Source organism: Parabacteroides sp. AF14-59, from assembly GCF_003479515.1.
In the GTDB taxonomy this organism is placed as follows: domain Bacteria; phylum Bacteroidota; class Bacteroidia; order Bacteroidales; family Tannerellaceae; genus Parabacteroides; species Parabacteroides faecis.
On sequence record NZ_QUHH01000030.1, the window covers coordinates 81,071 to 97,299 of the forward strand.

Sequence of the window (16,229 nt, forward strand, 5' to 3'; positions counted from 1 at the left end):
TAGAATGAAGCTAAATATTAACAAGGTATTTTCTGAAAATAATCGTTCTTCACAAATAAAAAAGAACATAGCTGGGTCTATTGCCATTAAAGGTGTCAGCATTCTAACATCCTTATTACTAGTTCCATTAACTCTAAATTATGTAAATAAAGAATTATATGGTATTTGGCTTACACTATCCTCCATCGTTTTATGGTTGAATTTTTTTGATATAGGTTTTACGCTTGGTTTAAAGAACAAACTAGCAGTAGCCCTGGCTGTCAAAGACTATATAAATGGAAAATATCTTGTATCGACGACATATTATATGATGATCATCATATTTCTACCATTATGCTTACTGATATTATTTATTATACCATTTCTAAACTGGCCTTCTATATTGAACGTATCACCTGCTTATGGTAACGATATCATCAAGGTCTTGTACATTCTAATCACATCAGTCTTTTTTCAGATGTTTTTTAATGTTTTAGGAGCAGTTGTCTCAGCTTACCAAAAAGTAGCATTATCATCACTTTTCATTATGTTAGGGCAAGTGTTATCCCTATTGCTCGTCTATATATTAACTCTGGTAGCTCCACCATCCCTCCTCGGATTGGCTGTAGCGATTTCTATTTCACCAATAATAACTTTATGCATTTTCTCAGTCTATTTATATAAAAATCAATTTAAGGAGGTAGCCCCCTCTTACAAATTTGTAGACAAAAAAAAAATAAAAGAATTATTCAGCATGGGGGTAAAATTCTTTATTATTCAAATTCAGGTTATTGTTCTATACCAATCGACAAATGTCATTATTTCCAATATTGCAGGTCCGGAAGCAGTTACCGAATATAATATAGCTTACAAGTATTTAAATGTAGCAACTATGCTTTTCAATATCGTTTTAACTCCATTATGGCCTGCATTCACAGACGCCTATACCTTAAAAGATTATCAATGGATGCGCAATATTTATAAAAAGATGTGTTATGTATATATCAGTGTTGTTTTCGGAATATTGATGTTAGTGATCATATCTCCGTATGTATATTCTTTATGGGTCGGTGATAATGTAGAAGTTCCTGTTAGCATGACTATTGTTATCGCCGTATTTATCATCATAAATTCGTGGGATTCACTCCAGGTAACTATGATCAACGGGATTGGTGCTGTAAAACTACAAACATTTATTGTTTTAATCGGTTTATTATTTCATATTCCATTAGCCTTTTTCTTTGGTAATAAAATAGGAGCCCAAGGAGTCATTCTCTCAATGATATGCATAAACATTATTTATGCTATGATATTCACAATACAAATAAATAAAATTATAAACAAGAAAGCATTTGGTTTATGGCTTAAATAAATAATAATATGAACACAAAAATAAGGAAATATTTAAAGAAAAAATTTGCACCTATTCTAAGAGTCAAAGATGCAATCAACACAATGCGTTTTCATTATTTAAAAGGACAGAATAAAAAGATATTCGGATATAGAGCCGAAGAATCTCCCATTTCTATGCCTGCTCATATTTCAAATCCCCAAAATGTATTCATGCATGATCAAACACGCATTCAAGGCTTTTCCAAGATCATAACATATACCGGAAAATTTATTATGAAGAAATATTCAGGTGCCGCCCCAGGATTAACCGTTATTACCGGCAATCATATTCCGACAGTAGGTATTCCCCACTTTATGCTACCCAATTTGAGAATCAATGAATCTGAAAAAGATGTAATTGTGGAAGAAGATGTTTGGCTAGGAGCAAATGTAACCTTGTTGTCAGGCGTCACTATAGGAAGAGGGGCCGTTGTTGGAGCTTGCAGCGTTATCTCTAAAAATGTACCACCATATGCAGTTGTTGTCGGAAATCCTTTTAGAATTATAGCTTCAAAATTCACTATTGAAGAAATTATAGATCACGAAAAGATTTTATATCCAGAAAACGAAAGATTCTCAAATAAATATTTAGAAGATCTTTTCAATACTCATTTTCAAAACAAGAAAACGATCGGTAAAAGGCTGTCAAGTTCTAAATAACCGTTACAAATTACAATACAAATATAAGTTATATTAGGTTGTTATGACTTTGTAACAACCTAATTTCAACCTATACACCTACATAACAACACATTACCTCCAGTGTTAGCATAAAACAAAAACTATAAAGTTCCTTGGTTTTGAATACTAATAAATAATCTATCGTCTTTTTCCAGTTATTAGGGTACTCTCCTATTCCGGATTCATTTTTTACAATAAAGTTTTTTAACCCCTATTTTTCTAATATGCTTTCAAATAAACACTCATACATATTTGTTATTTTTTCCCAAGAAAATTCATTTTCTATCATTCGATAATTATTTTGCTTGAAACTCTGTCCATTTTCAAAATCATTGAGAGTATTTATTATATTGGCTACATCTTTACTATTAGAAAAAAACAAAGCATTCTCTTTCAATATAGCTTTATTGAAATCATTATCATGGGCAACTATTAAAGCCTTACTGGCCATAGCTTCCAACAAGGATGGATTTGTTCCTCCAACAGAATGACCATGAAAATAAGCTTTAGCATAATATCTCAAACTGTCAAGCATCTCTTTATTATATAGTCCACCTACAAATTTTATATTTTTATTTATATATCGTTTTTTCAAAAATTTCCCGTATCGCGTTTTATTATTACCTATCACAAGAAATGGTAATTCAGATCCAGATAATAAATAACCATCCAATATTGATTCTATATTATTTTCTGGTTCGAGACGAGCTATCAACATATAATAAGTATCAGGAACTAGTCCATATGATTTAAGATATTGTACATCAAAAGAAACAACAGGAGTTGCACCATATGCTATATAAGACGATTCAACACCAAATCGATCTTTATAATATTTCTGAATTCCGATATTATCAGAAACCAGAGAATGAGACCTTTTTATGGCGATCTTCTCCAAATTTTTAATCAACCAACGAGTAAAGCAATTCCATTTACTACGCTTCCATTCCAGACCATCCATATTAGTGATCAATGCCGGATGTTTACGTCCTTTCATTAAAAAATAAGATGGAGCATTACTATGATATCCACATTCCAACAGCACATCATAATCGTTTTTTAAAGCATCTTTCAAACACAAATAGTCATAGATAAAATTAGCTGAAGCTCCTATAAACTTTTCCGGACTATAAATCTTACGAATATTTACCCCTTTATAATATTCTTGTTTATAATCATGAAAATGCGGATTATAAACAGTCACCTGGTGTCCCTTATCTACTAACAAAACAGACAAAAATTCTGCAAATTGTTCAAAACCTCCATAATTATTAGGTATGCCCCTTGTGCCTAAAATTGCAATTTTCATCTTAAATATTTTTTATTTGTGCTTCTATTTTATTGATCATATCAACATTATCAAATAATAAAGATTTATCTTTAGCATTATTTGATAATCTTTCATATTCACCTGACTCAAGTATATAAATGATTTTTTCTATAACAAGATCCAGTTCTCTCGAATCTACTAAAAAACCATTATAATCATTTTTGACCAGTTCAACCGGGCCACCTACCGGAGGAGAAATTACCGGCAGCCCATATGCCATTGCTTCTAACAGTGTAAGCCCAAACGTTTCAACCCAAAGAGACGGTATAGACAAATTTAAAACCAAGTCAGTACTATATAAAAACTCAAAAACTGATTTCTGAGCAGGATATACCTGTATATTTGTTGGCAAATCTGAAAAAAAAGTCATAATATCATTCCTTGACCCATTTACTATCAATGTAAAACGATATTGAGGCAATCTTCTTGCAAGTTCAACAAAAACATCTACCCCCTTATATTTTTTTAACGAACAAATCATCAATATATTATAAGGTTGCTTCACATGTTTTCTCAACTTAACATTTGATAAAAAATCATCTGAAAGAGCATTATATATTACAACTGATTTCATATTCTTTTTAGTATATTGCTCTTGAAGATATTTGGAGACAAATAATGTCTTGACAGAGCAACTACGCCACACAAATTCATAAAAACGATGCAATATATTAGGATTTACATATTTCTCATGCACGTGATATATAACTGGAATTTTCAACAAGCAGGCCGAAAATACAGCTCCCACTGGGCAAATAGTATTTACATAAAATAAAATATCCTTTTCCTTTATGTATCTTAATGACGAAAAAAATATATATGCTTGAGCATATATTAAAAATAAAAGGGTCAATAATTTATTCGTTGTCCATTTGTATTTAAACTGATGATAATGAACACCTTTCAATTCCGTCAGAAAACCATCTGTACGAGATGTATATAGCTCTACGGAATACCCTTTAGCTACTAAGCCACGAATAACTAAAGATAAGACTTTAGGGCTTCCGCTATAGTCATTATATAAATGAAAACAGACTATTTTTTTCATCTTCTATTCAATATTTACGAAGGATCTTTGCCGGAATTCCACCTATTACACAATGGTCTGGAAACTCTCCTTTAACTACAGCTCCTGCAGCTATCACACAAGAATTTCCTATCTTAGCACCATCTAAAATCGTAACTTTAGCTCCTATCCAACAATTACTTCCAATAACTATTCCTTTCCGAGATACTCCCTGATATTTAATCAAGCAATCTTTATCTTCAAAATTATGGTTCTCTGGATGACAAGAAAAATAAGCACCTACAATACAGTTATCACCAATCTCTAAACCTCCGGCTCCACCTAGATTAGCAAATTCACCAATGCCGACCCCATCTCCTATATGTATAAAACCTGTAATATCTTGAAAATTCTTAGATACATGAATAGTCGAATAAGCAGATATTTTGACATTATTACCAATACAAAGAGAGTTCGGTCTTAATGCAGAAACAATCGTTCCCTTTTCAACCAATAGCATCTTTCCTAACTTCATATTTCTAAAATAGAGAAGCGATACTCCACCCTCTAAAAAAAGGCTCATATTAACTCGCCCCTTCACTAAAGAATAAAATATTCCTCTGATCTTACAGGATATCAAATGCACTATAAACAGTATCAAAGTGTAATTTGTAATATTCTCTGATAATGCAAATTGAGGATTCCTTAATCTCATTAACTTTTCAAACCAAAAAGATATTTGCATGCTTATTCAGCCTCCATAATTTAATTTTCACCAAGAACAAATAATAAGAAATATATTTCTCAGATGCCATAAAAAATCGCTCAAACCAATTCCTTTTCGTATAAGTATTAGCAATTTTACAAGTTTCTCTTATTGCCTTTTTACTTAAACTTATCCCTCCCATTTGCATTTGAGCAACGACTTTAGCCAAAAAAAGAGTTCGCAAAGAATTTTTCTTCCGTGCTAAAAATTCATAATCAGCACATATTTTATATTCAAGGCTAAAGAAACCTATTTCCTCAAACAAAACTTTCTTGTGTAAAGAAGCCACATGAGCCACATTCATTGATTTAGAAAAGTCTGGCCAATTCCATGCTGAACCTAATTTTCGAAAAACTCTGCCGGATGAATCCACATAATTCACCCAAGCAGAAATATAATCAACCGTATCATCGTTTATAGTATCCAACAGATTCTTATAATTCTGTATTGTCTCAGAACATAAGATATCATCAGCACCTAAAAATAAAACCCACTTACCACTAGCAGCTTTTACCCCTTTATTCCAAGCATCATAAATACCTCTATCCTTTTCATGTATATAAATATCTATGATATCCAGATTTCCTTGTACAATCGCATGTGTATTATCCACCGATTCACCATCGACCAAAATAAGTTCCACATCTTCTGCCTTTTGTTGGCGTATGCTATCCAAACATTGTTGTAACGTTTCAGCAGCATTATAAGTTGCAATTACAATACTAAATATTTTCATTGTTCACTTTTTTATATTCATTTCTAAGCATAGAATACGTATAACCTGTTAATACAATCAGATAACATGATTCTCCAGAAAAAAAGCCATTGACTACCAACATCGAAAAATTTAGCGAAAGCAATGATGAAAAGAATAGAAAAAAAACAAATTTCAATTCCTTATTTGCCTTCAGATAAATATACCCATTATAAAGAATTATGCAATTAAATAATAAAATTAAAAAAAGCCCAATTACTCCTGTTTTTATTAATAGATATGCAAAACCATTATGAAAAATAGGAATATCATAAAGGGTTATAGAAGGCATGATCAATCCATATTCCAAATATACAGTCTTTCCAAATCCAAATCCTACAATTTTATGAAATAAGTCAGCACTGGTAAATGCTTTTATTGCTTCAACCAATTCATAAGCCCGCCAATTATATAATACAGAATCATAGTCATCAAATGATTGGACAAACATCTCAGAAATAGAGTTACGCATCTTTTCCGCTAGAAAATTATTTCCATTGAGCAATACTATTATCACGCTTATTAACCCTACTAGTATAACTACAAATAAATATTTCCCAAGTCTTTTATACTTTTTTATAAAGTTATAATAGAGTAATGGTACAAGAAATAATAATAATGTAAAATAATATACCCGAGATGCAAAAAAATAAATCGTAACCGAATTAATTACAATAAACAGAAACCAATAAAAATTACTTATTTTAAAATCTGTCAAATACTGTCGTCCTAAAATCACAAAAACTAATGCTAAAACAGGAGATGGTGTACCCGTTCCAATCGTATATCGGGTATCTTCAGTATCTGCCACAAATAAAGTATTAAACTCTAATGTTACTTGAAAAAAATATATTAAAGAATAAATTGTACCGAATAATACAGTAACAAGTAAAAACTTTCTTAACGATATATACTTATATGCAAAATATCCAACAATAAAAGCTGTTATGGGACACAAAAAATATGCATAATCACGTATGATATAATTCATATGATATCCCGTGGAAATTCTAGCACCTAACACCAATAACAAGATCAAAGGTATAAGAATTTTGAACTTAGTTATCTCTCGCAAATTTTTGAATATAAAATAACCTGCAACTAATATCAGTAGAACAAATCGAGCTATTTGAAAACCATATCCTACTGCAGTCAGTAAAAAAAGAGAGATAATTAATACCCAATAATCAATTCTATCACCTTTTGTTTGAATCTTAGAATTTTCCATCCGCTGATTATCTTCTAATAGATATTTATAAATCTTTCATTAAACTTTTACCTGTTAGTACGATGATAGGGATAGCCAACGACAATATTAATGCTAATGAAAACACAAAAAGTTTATTGGGTTTTACTGGTTCAGTCAGACTATAAGCCTCATCTATAATTTTGGCTTTATCCATAGTTGTAGCCAACTTCAATGCCGATTCTTCTTTCTGTTGTAACAAATATAAATACAATTCTGATTTTATCATTTGCTGACGCTTTATATCCAAAAATTCTCTTTCCTGGGTTGGCATCTTCTTAATACGGTCTACAAACTCTTGTTCTTGCTTTAACAAATTCTCCCGTGCAAAATTAAAATTAGCTTTAATACTTTTGAATGTTTCCAATACATTATTACGCATAATCTCAATTTGCTCATTCAGCAATTGAACATTCGGATTATCTTCCGTTGTAGTATTCAAAAGCCTTATCCGTGCCAACAAAAAATCATTGTATTGTTGCAACCCTTCCGATGCAGTTTTTTCTGTCACACCTAAATTAAAAGGAGCTAAAGCATATCTATTAGCAGGATCTTTCAAAAAATCTTCAATCAAACTGACTGTGGCAAACTGTATTTCTGAATCTATTAACTTCTCCTTAAAATCACCGTTCTTAGATAATATGATCTCAGCCTCAGTATCCAAATCTGTTAAATTATTTTCTTTCTTAAACTCCTCAAGCCGCCTTTCAATCTGATCAAGTTCTTTCTCATTTATAGCAATACGTTGATCATAGAACATGGTAGCACGTTCGGCAGATACATTTTTATCTTTCAAGCCTTCTTCATTATAGTTCTTAATAATCGTATTCAGAAGTGCCTTTCCTCTATTAATATTAGTTTCTTCAATAGTAAGATTAATGCCATTTGCTTTTTTTTCCTTGATAGAAACTAATAAATCTTTTATTAAACCTTCAGTTGCAACACCATATCCGCTAAATACGATTTTCATCGATTCCACCGGTTTTTTCTCAAAGTACGGAGTTTTTTCAATCATAAAGTCCCCATATTCATCCGTTGAAAGTTTAATCGGAAAAGTTTTAGAAGAAACTTTTCCAATAGTACTCCAACCTTTTTTTGCTTTAATTTTTACTGTCCCGTCACCTTCTACATTTAATTTAAAGATAATACTGCTTGTTAAGTTTTCTGCCAAACTATCCTGGGCAACTATAACAAACGGAGAATTCTGAAAGTAATCAGTCTTTGAAAATAAACTACCGGAGGTATAACGAACGTTAAGGCCCAATTCAATTACAGATTTACGAATCAATGTATATGAATTTATCAATAATAGTTCATCATCGACAGAACCACCTCCAACATTTAATGAACTTCCGAAAGAAAAACCTTGCAACATGGATGACATTGCCGCACTTGCCCCTCCAGCCTTCTCACTTTCACTTTTTATTAAGACATTTGCATCCACTTGATAAACAGGTTGTGTTATACTTATATATAATACTGACAAAGAAACACATACCGCCACAGATATCAGAAACCATTTCCAATAGCGAAAAGCCTCTTTTAAGCCTTTAAACAAATTCAAAGGAGCCTCTTTTACTTCTATATTTTCCATAAAACTATGTTATTTATCTTCTGCTTATTGCTAAAACGATACTAGTTACGGTAGAACAAACACTGACTATTGCTGTAACAATAGAAAGAGAGAATTGATCAGTCTGGCTATAACGAGAGTTTTTCTTTCTCTTGTCATTAGGCTCTACATACACTACATCATTCTGTTGTAAGTAGAAATCAGGATCAACCAAGAAATCACTGGTAGTCACATCATAAACTATAATCTGCTTTACACCATTAATATCCCGGATAACTTTTACGTTTTTACGGTCACCGAATATAGTCATATCACCTGCATATCCTAAAGCATCTAAAATCGAGACACGATCTGTTCCAATAGAGTAACTACCTGGCCTATTTACTTCACCTAGTACAGTAACTTTATAATTGATGATATTCAAATTTACAATAGGATCTTTTACATATTGACGGATTTTATTCTGAATTAAATTTATTACATCTTGTTTCCGCATATCGGCTATCTTTAGTTCACCAAGTACCGGAAAATTGATCATTCCAGAAGCATTTACCGTATAAGTTTGCATTGCTTGAGAGGAACTAATATCCTTAGAACCAGAGGAAGAAGTTCCCACTGTTGAATTAGAAATTACCCCTCCTTCCTTTACAAAGGACACCAACGGTAAATTAAATGGAGCAACAGCTAATGGATCTGTTGAAGATACTGAAATAGTTAACACATCACCTACTTTGATCATCGGGTCAACATAATTCTTCATTAGAGCTATCTGCTCCTCTGTTATATCATTCCCCTTCTGAAAATAAGTAATATCTTTAGGGACAGCACAAGATCCCATTAAGATAATAAACAACACTGCCGAAGCTAATTTCAATCTCATAATTTTGTTTTTCTTCAAATAAGTTGCAAATATACGACTTTTAGTTCAACCCCAAACCACATAAATGTGTTCTTCTAGTCCAAGTTACATTTATAACGATGCATTTATTAATATATTGCTGCATGATAAAGTAAAAATATAAGAGATTTTATCCCTCTATCTTGAATTATCATGTACTTTTGTCTCAAAACAAAAATGTTATGCTAGAAGTAGGAAAATACAACACACTTAAAATAGTAAAAGACCTGGATTTCGGGGTTTACCTGGATGGGGGCAATGGGAAAGAGATACTTCTTCCGGCCCGATATGTTCCTAAAAACGTGAAACCGGGAGATGAGGTGGAAGTTTTTATTTATCATGATAATGAAGGCAGGCTCATAGCTACTACAGCTCATCCGTTGGCTATTGTCGGTGAGTTTAAGTTTATGGAAGTCAAATCGGTAAATAACACGGGAGCATTTCTGGAATGGGGATTAATGAAAGATCTGCTGGTTCCTTTCAAGGAACAAAAAATGCCGATGCGCGAAGGTAAGTGGTATCTGGTGTATGTTCATCTCGATCATATCACAGGACGGATCGTTGCTTCTGCTCGTATCGACAAGTACCTGGACAATGTCATACCCGAATATACACCCAATCAGGAAGTCGATCTGTTAGTGGCCGATGAAACAGAAATCGGTTACAAAGTCATTATAAACAACCTACACTGGGGATTGCTATATTATAATGAAGTCTTCCGCCGTCTGGAAAAAGGTGAAGAGATCAAAGGCTATATCAAAGAAGTCAGGGAAGATGAAAAGATCGATGTAAGCCTCACACCGCAGGGATATCAGAAAATAGAAGGGTTGGCAGGAACCATTCTCGAATCCTTAAAAAGTCAGGGAGGGTTTATCGCTGTCCATGACAAAAGTGATCCGGAAGTCATTCAGTCACTTTTTCAATGTAGTAAAAAGAGTTTTAAACAGGCCGTCGGTGCTCTATACAAACAACATCTTATCACATTGGAAGATGGTGGTATAAGCCTGGTAAAAAATCAGGAGCAGTTACCTGAATAGTACAACATTCTATAAAAAGATATCTCCGCCTAAAGATATTTAGTTTTTTTATATGTAGTTTCTTATGCAAAAAGACACTACCTCTTATATCATCAGTCATAATATTTTAAACGTTTGACCTTGGTGAAACTCATATTCGACCAAGGTCAAATACAAGTTCGACCCAGGTCGACTTTATGTTTCACCCAGGTCGAACAGTCAGATTGTACAGGCCTTATCATTAATTACATATAATCTGATAAGTTAAAATATGCAGTGTTTCCTCTAAAAGGTAAGAAAGTCATATCATATAAAAAGGTGATGCCGTCCTAAACAGACAACATCACCTTGTATACTTTGATTATTAATCGCTTCGTTTATGCAAACCGCTTATGAAGGAATATTTAGTCTAACTTTAATACGGCCAGGAAAGCTTTCTGAGGAACTTCCACTGTTCCGATCTGTTTCATTCGTTTCTTACCTTCCTTCTGTTTTTCCAGCAATTTACGCTTACGTGAAATATCACCACCATAACATTTAGCCGTTACATCCTTACGCACAGCCTTGATTGTTTCACGGGCAATGATCTTCGCACCGATAGCTGCCTGAATAGCAATATCAAACTGCTGACGCGGTATCAGTTCTTTCAGTTTCTCGCACATACGACGGCCGAATGTCACACTGTTATCCACATGTGTCAAAGTCGACAAAGCATCCACAGGCTCACCGTTCAACAGGATATCCAGCTTCACCAGTTTACTCGGACGGAAATCATGGATATGATAATCGAAAGAAGCATATCCTTTAGAGATACTTTTCAATTTATCATAAAAGTCGATCACAATCTCACCTAAAGGCATATCGTAATGGATCTCTACACGATCACCTGAAATATATTCCTGTTTCAGCAAAATACCACGCTTACCCAGACAAAGTGTCATGATCGGACCAATAAAAGTCGTATTGGTTATGACAGATGCACGGATATACGGTTCGTCAATATGATCGATCAAGGTTGGTTCCGGCAAACCGCTCGGATTGTGCACTTCCATGCAATTTCCCTTTTTATCATATACTTTATACGATACGTTAGGCACCGTCGTGATCACATCCATATTGAATTCACGATCCAAACGTTCCTGCACGATCTCCATATGCAACAATCCAAGGAAACCACAACGGAAACCAAATCCCAAAGCGGCCGAACTTTCCGGCTGGAATGTCAGGGAAGCATCGTTCAATTGCAACTTCTCCAACGAAGCACGCAAATTCTCAAAATCTTCACTGTCTATTGGATAAACACCGGCAAATACCATCGGTTTCACCTCTTCAAAACCAGCGATAGCTTCTTTTGCCGGACGGGCCACATGAGTGATCGTATCCCCTACCCGAACTTCACGGGAAGTCTTGATCCCGGAAATGATATAACCGACATCGCCGGTCCGGATCTCACTACGTGGAGACATATCCAGTTTTAATATACCGACTTCATCCGCATCATATTCTTTTCCTGTCGCAATGAACTTCACATGGTCTCCTTTGCGGATCACACCGTTCACTACTTTAAAATAGGCAATGATACCACGGAACGAATTAAATACAGAGTCAAAGATAAGGCACTGAAGCGGTGCGTCAGGATCTCCCTTCGGAGCAGGGACCTTTTCAATGATTGCATCAAGTATTTCAAAAACTCCTTCACCCGTCTTACCGCTTGCCCGGATAATATCTTCACGAGGGCAGCCCAGCAGTTCGACGATCTGATCTTCCACTTCATCCGGCATGGCGCTGGGAAGGTCGATCTTATTCATTACCGGTATAATCTCCAGGTCGTTCTCGATCGCCATATACAGATTGGATATAGTCTGTGCCTGGATTCCCTGAGCGGCATCGATAATGAGGAGAGCACCTTCACATGCTGCAATAGAGCGGGAAACTTCATATGAAAAGTCTACGTGTCCCGGAGTATCGATCAAATTCAGGATATATTCTTCACCTTTATAATTATATTTCATCTGGATGGCATGACTCTTGATCGTAATGCCTCGTTCACGTTCCAGATCCATATCATCGAGGACCTGCGCTTGTAAGTCTTTGCCTTCGACTGTCTTGGTATATTCAAGCAAACGGTCAGCCAAAGTACTCTTACCATGGTCAATATGAGCAATAATACAGAAATTGCGGATATTCTTCATGTGCTAATTTATTTTAGGTGTGCAAAGATAGGAATTTTAGGTCAAAAACTATACTTTTGGCATACCATTTGTTGTTAATATTATATGACACTACAAGAAATAAATAAAGCATATAACCGCATAATCGGTTCATTGGACAGTAAAGAATTAAAGAATGCCTTTGATTCTATCCAGTCGCTCATATCCGGAAGCCGTGAAATATCGTTTCAGGACAAGTTGAATGAGCTGCAGGACACATATAAATATATGTTACGCTACCGCATCGAAGGGGCAAAAGACCCGATGCAGGAACAGATATACAACAGGATACAGACGTCTTCATACGAACTGGCGGACCGTATCAGAAACAAGGTGTTGGCGATCGAGTCGCCACTGGCTTTCTATAGCCGACGCAGAAGTTTGCAGGTTCAGCCGAATGTGACGTTTGAGAATCTGCACCTTCAGTTAAGCAAGCATTATGCTACAGGCAACAGAGCTGAATACGACGCTATGCTGATCGTCCTGTTCAATAAGATATGGGTGTCCGATCCTTTTACTATTGAAGAGGCTGCAGTAATCAAAAATATACTTTTCGATAACGAACTGCCGTTCACCGCCGGTTGCCAGATTGTTTCAGCACTGATGCTAGGACTACAAGCTGCTTTCGATCCGGAAAAACTAATGCTACTGTTTGATGCAGCCAATCATGAAAATGAAGAGATAAAAGTGCGTGCATTGATTTCAATCCTGCTGACGTTATATGTTTACAGAAAAAGAACAGCTCTTTATCCGCAAATAACGAATAGGCTGGATGCTCTTTCCGAGACTCCGGGCTTCACTAAAGCGATACGGACTATCACATTACGTTTTATCCTGGCTCGTGAAACAGAGAAGATCACCCGGAAACTACAAAATGAGATTATCCCTGAGATGATGAAATTAAGTCCGAAGATCAGCAATAAAATCAATCTGAAGGATATTACGCCGGAACAGTTGGGAGAAGAAATGAATCCGGAATGGGAAAATATATTTGCAGACAGCTCTTTAGGCAAAAAAATGGAAGAATTCAGCGAATTACAACAGGAAGGGGCCGATGTGATGCATTCTACATTCGTTCATTTGAAAAGTTTCCCCTTTTTCCGCGAATTGAGTAACTGGCTATTGCCGTTCACAACCGAACATTCATCATTCGGTGATCGTTTCAATCAGAACAACGGCGAAAAGCTGATGTTGGACTCCATGACGCTTGCTGCATTTATGTGCAATTCCGATAAATATTCGTTATACTTCAGTATGATGCAATTACCAGAAGAGGCCAAGAAAATGATGATGAATCAATTCGATAGCCAGGCTACAGAGATGATCCAACAGAATAAGGAAGAATTGATCAGTAAACGGGGAAAACTGGAAGCTATCACAGGACAATATATACAAGATTTATACCGCTTCTTTAAAATATATCCGGGACATTTGGATTTCAACGACATTTTTACTATGCCGCTTGACTTCCATAATTTGAGCATTCTGCGTCCTTATATTTCTGATGAAGAAAGTCTAAGCAGCATTGCTGAATTTTATCTGCGTAAAAATTACTTCAGTGATGCGCTGACCATATTCAACCAGCTTGCCGAAACAAATCAGGACAGTGATATTCTTTTCCAGAAAATAGGTTACTGTAAACAGATGAATGACGATTTACAGGGAGCTTTGGATGCTTATCTGCGGGCGGATCTTTTAAATCCGGGAAGCAAATGGGTTATCCGCCGCATAGCAGGCTGTTACCGTTCGCTGAAAGAACCGGAAGAAGCATTAAAGTATTATCGCAGATACGAGAAACTGAATCCCGACAATTTGTCAATTACAATCAGTATAGGACATTGTTATCTGGAACTCAGGAACTACAGTGAAGCCTTAAAATGTTTCTATAAAGTCGATTACCTGGATGGTAACAATAAGGCATGGCGCCCAATAGCATGGTGTTCATTTCTGACCGGTAAATATGACCAGGCACGAAACTACTATAAAAAGATACTATCCAATCAACCTAATACACAGGATCTGCTAAACGCAGGCCATACGGAATGGGCATTACAAAACATAAAAGGAGCCATAGAGTTCTATAGGCAAGCTGTAGAGAAAGAAAACAGAGATTTCTATAAATTTCAGGAAGAGTTCAATCAGGATATCCCGGATTTGATCGTGGCCGGAATAGAAGATACTGAAATATCCCTGATGATGGATCAGTTAAGATATGTATTAAGTGATTCTTTATAAAATCAATCATATTTAGAAAAGCCCTTTCAAGCTCTAATGAATAGGGCTTTTCTATTAAATACAGTTTACACGGGTTCAACCGGTATACAAATATCCACAATAAACTTCTTTTCCGGATGCTCATCATGATTGTTTTGATAAATCTCATAATGATATCCATAACCACATTTACAACCATTCTCTTCTAACAGATCGAACATCGCATTCCAGGCAGAGGGAAACTCAGACATCGATAATTCAAAACGTCCAACCGCATATAAACCACCTGATAATCTATAACAGCCGATCATACCCTCCGGTTTCACCTCTTCAGATACAAACATAGCTGCATCAGCCGTTAATTTATCGACCGGAGTTACACGGGGATCATCATGATAGACAGACAATAATCGCATATCCGGTTGAGAGATAAATCCCCTGGGTAAAGCCCATTTCATAAGATTAGCAAAAGCCTCCTGCATCTGATCCAAAGCTCCTTGATGGCGACAATAAATAACGATTCTCTCTGGCATCTGTTTAATTTCAAAAGTGCAATTCATATTCATACCATTTACTTTAATTGTTTTATCACGACAAAAATACCGTGAATAAAGTGAGGTATGTTGCTCGTTTATGCTTTTGAATTGACATTTCTTGCTATTCTGCTGTCCATTTTTGCGACGGTACTCTTCAGCCGATACACCGAAATGACGCTTGAAACTACGACAAAAAGAAGATGCGGAAGAAAATCCCCAATCATAAGCTACATCTTTGATAGCTACAGGATCGCTCAGCAATACATTAGCAGCACGCTCCAATCTTCTCCGAAGGATATACTTTCCGACCGGTTCACTCATAGAAGATGTAAATATCCGATGAAAATGGTAAGTAGAAATATCAATAAGAGATGAAAGTTCTTCTATTGAAATCTGTCTGTTCAAATTAGAGTTTATATAATCAATAACCCGATTGATCTGTTTGGTATGGTCCTGTTCTATTGTATTCGCCACGTTTGTCTCCTGTTTAATTAGATTAAATACAAATATAAGAATACGCATTTACATATTAAGGATTCATATAAACAAAAAAAGGAACCAATCTTTCGACTGATTCCTTTCTACCTTTCAGCTCTCGCTTACTAAAACGGCGGCTATCTACTCTCCC

At 35.2% G+C, this 16,229-nt stretch carries 13 protein-coding genes; 4 read left to right on the forward strand and 9 right to left on the reverse strand.

The window, feature by feature from the left end; translation table 11 throughout:
• Positions 1–4: 4 nt before the first annotated feature.
• Together DWW23_RS23135 and DWW23_RS23140 are read left to right on the forward strand one after the other, a co-directional pair.
• Entirely contained in the window at positions 5–1,351 is a 1,347-nt protein-coding gene (locus tag DWW23_RS23135; RefSeq protein WP_122356641.1) for an oligosaccharide flippase family protein, read from the forward strand.
• 8 nt (positions 1,352–1,359) lie between these two features.
• On the forward strand, positions 1,360–2,031 hold the full coding sequence (locus DWW23_RS23140; protein WP_122356643.1) for a DapH/DapD/GlmU-related protein: 672 nt from the start codon (positions 1,360–1,362) through the stop codon (positions 2,029–2,031).
• A 232-nt stretch (positions 2,032–2,263) separates the two neighbouring features.
• Here the strand turns inward: DWW23_RS23140 and DWW23_RS23145 are convergent, their stop codons facing one another.
• From DWW23_RS23145 to DWW23_RS23175, 7 genes are read right to left on the reverse strand one after another with little or no spacing between them, the layout of a single operon-like run.
• Positions 2,264–3,361, reverse strand: coding sequence for a DUF1972 domain-containing protein (locus tag DWW23_RS23145; RefSeq protein ID WP_122356645.1), 1,098 nt, complete (start codon positions 3,359–3,361; stop codon positions 2,264–2,266).
• A gap of 1 nt (position 3,362) precedes the next feature.
• A complete protein-coding gene (locus DWW23_RS23150; RefSeq protein ID WP_122356647.1) occupies positions 3,363–4,430 on the reverse strand; it encodes a glycosyltransferase family 4 protein in 1,068 nt (355 codons plus the stop codon).
• Between the two features lie 7 nt (positions 4,431–4,437).
• Complete coding sequence (locus tag DWW23_RS23155) at positions 4,438–5,133, reverse strand: acyltransferase (protein WP_122356649.1); 696 nt, start codon at positions 5,131–5,133, stop codon at positions 4,438–4,440.
• A complete protein-coding gene (locus DWW23_RS23160) occupies positions 5,111–5,890 on the reverse strand; it encodes a glycosyltransferase family 2 protein (protein ID WP_122356651.1) in 780 nt (259 codons plus the stop codon). Before DWW23_RS23160 ends, DWW23_RS23155 begins: the two co-directional genes overlap by 23 nt.
• The gene (locus DWW23_RS23165) at positions 5,877–7,136 is read right to left on the reverse strand and encodes an O-antigen ligase family protein (RefSeq protein ID WP_122356653.1); all 1,260 of its coding nucleotides are present in this window, start codon (positions 7,134–7,136) and stop codon (positions 5,877–5,879) included. The genes DWW23_RS23160 and DWW23_RS23165 overlap by 14 nt, the downstream gene beginning before the upstream one ends.
• A 25-nt stretch (positions 7,137–7,161) precedes the next feature.
• Positions 7,162–8,748, reverse strand: coding sequence for a GNVR domain-containing protein (locus DWW23_RS23170; protein WP_122356655.1), 1,587 nt, complete (start codon positions 8,746–8,748; stop codon positions 7,162–7,164).
• 13 nt (positions 8,749–8,761) lie between these two features.
• Entirely contained in the window at positions 8,762–9,607 is an 846-nt protein-coding gene (locus DWW23_RS23175) for a polysaccharide biosynthesis/export family protein (protein ID WP_122356657.1), read from the reverse strand.
• A 200-nt stretch (positions 9,608–9,807) separates the two neighbouring features.
• Between DWW23_RS23175 and DWW23_RS23180 the strand changes: the two genes are divergently transcribed.
• Positions 9,808–10,662, forward strand: coding sequence for a S1 RNA-binding domain-containing protein (locus DWW23_RS23180; protein ID WP_122356659.1), 855 nt, complete (start codon positions 9,808–9,810; stop codon positions 10,660–10,662).
• 383 nt (positions 10,663–11,045) lie between these two features.
• Here the strand turns inward: DWW23_RS23180 and lepA are convergent, their stop codons facing one another.
• Entirely contained in the window at positions 11,046–12,833 is a 1,788-nt protein-coding gene (gene lepA, locus DWW23_RS23185; RefSeq protein WP_122356661.1) for a translation elongation factor 4, read from the reverse strand.
• 84 nt (positions 12,834–12,917) lie between these two features.
• Here lepA and DWW23_RS23190 point away from each other — a divergent pair, with 84 nt between their 5' ends.
• Complete coding sequence (locus tag DWW23_RS23190) at positions 12,918–15,086, forward strand: lipopolysaccharide assembly protein LapB (RefSeq protein WP_122356663.1); 2,169 nt, start codon at positions 12,918–12,920, stop codon at positions 15,084–15,086.
• A gap of 65 nt (positions 15,087–15,151) precedes the next feature.
• On the opposite strand, the gene DWW23_RS23195 is transcribed toward DWW23_RS23190, so the two are convergent.
• Positions 15,152–16,075, reverse strand: coding sequence for a GyrI-like domain-containing protein (locus DWW23_RS23195; RefSeq protein ID WP_122356665.1), 924 nt, complete (start codon positions 16,073–16,075; stop codon positions 15,152–15,154).
• Positions 16,076–16,229: the final 154 nt, after the last annotated feature.

What these genes read in the sequence shown, in the direction of transcription:
- DWW23_RS23135 (WP_122356641.1), top strand. Translation starts at nt 5, where the DNA reads ATGAAGCTAAATATTAACAAGGTATTTTCTGAAAATAATCGTTCTTCA.
- DWW23_RS23140 (WP_122356643.1), top strand. Translation starts at nt 1,360, where the DNA reads ATGAACACAAAAATAAGGAAATATTTAAAGAAAAAATTTGCACCTATT.
- DWW23_RS23145 (WP_122356645.1), bottom strand. Translation starts at nt 3,361, where the DNA reads ATGAAAATTGCAATTTTAGGCACAAGGGGCATACCTAATAATTATGGA.
- DWW23_RS23150 (WP_122356647.1), bottom strand. Translation starts at nt 4,430, where the DNA reads ATGAAAAAAATAGTCTGTTTTCATTTATATAATGACTATAGCGGAAGC.
- DWW23_RS23155 (WP_122356649.1), bottom strand. Translation starts at nt 5,133, where the DNA reads ATGCAAATATCTTTTTGGTTTGAAAAGTTAATGAGATTAAGGAATCCT.
- DWW23_RS23160 (WP_122356651.1), bottom strand. Translation starts at nt 5,890, where the DNA reads ATGAAAATATTTAGTATTGTAATTGCAACTTATAATGCTGCTGAAACG.
- DWW23_RS23165 (WP_122356653.1), bottom strand. Translation starts at nt 7,136, where the DNA reads ATGGAAAATTCTAAGATTCAAACAAAAGGTGATAGAATTGATTATTGG.
- DWW23_RS23170 (WP_122356655.1), bottom strand. Translation starts at nt 8,748, where the DNA reads ATGGAAAATATAGAAGTAAAAGAGGCTCCTTTGAATTTGTTTAAAGGC.
- DWW23_RS23175 (WP_122356657.1), bottom strand. Translation starts at nt 9,607, where the DNA reads ATGAGATTGAAATTAGCTTCGGCAGTGTTGTTTATTATCTTAATGGGA.
- DWW23_RS23180 (WP_122356659.1), top strand. Translation starts at nt 9,808, where the DNA reads ATGCTAGAAGTAGGAAAATACAACACACTTAAAATAGTAAAAGACCTG.
- lepA (WP_122356661.1), bottom strand. Translation starts at nt 12,833, where the DNA reads ATGAAGAATATCCGCAATTTCTGTATTATTGCTCATATTGACCATGGT.
- DWW23_RS23190 (WP_122356663.1), top strand. Translation starts at nt 12,918, where the DNA reads ATGACACTACAAGAAATAAATAAAGCATATAACCGCATAATCGGTTCA.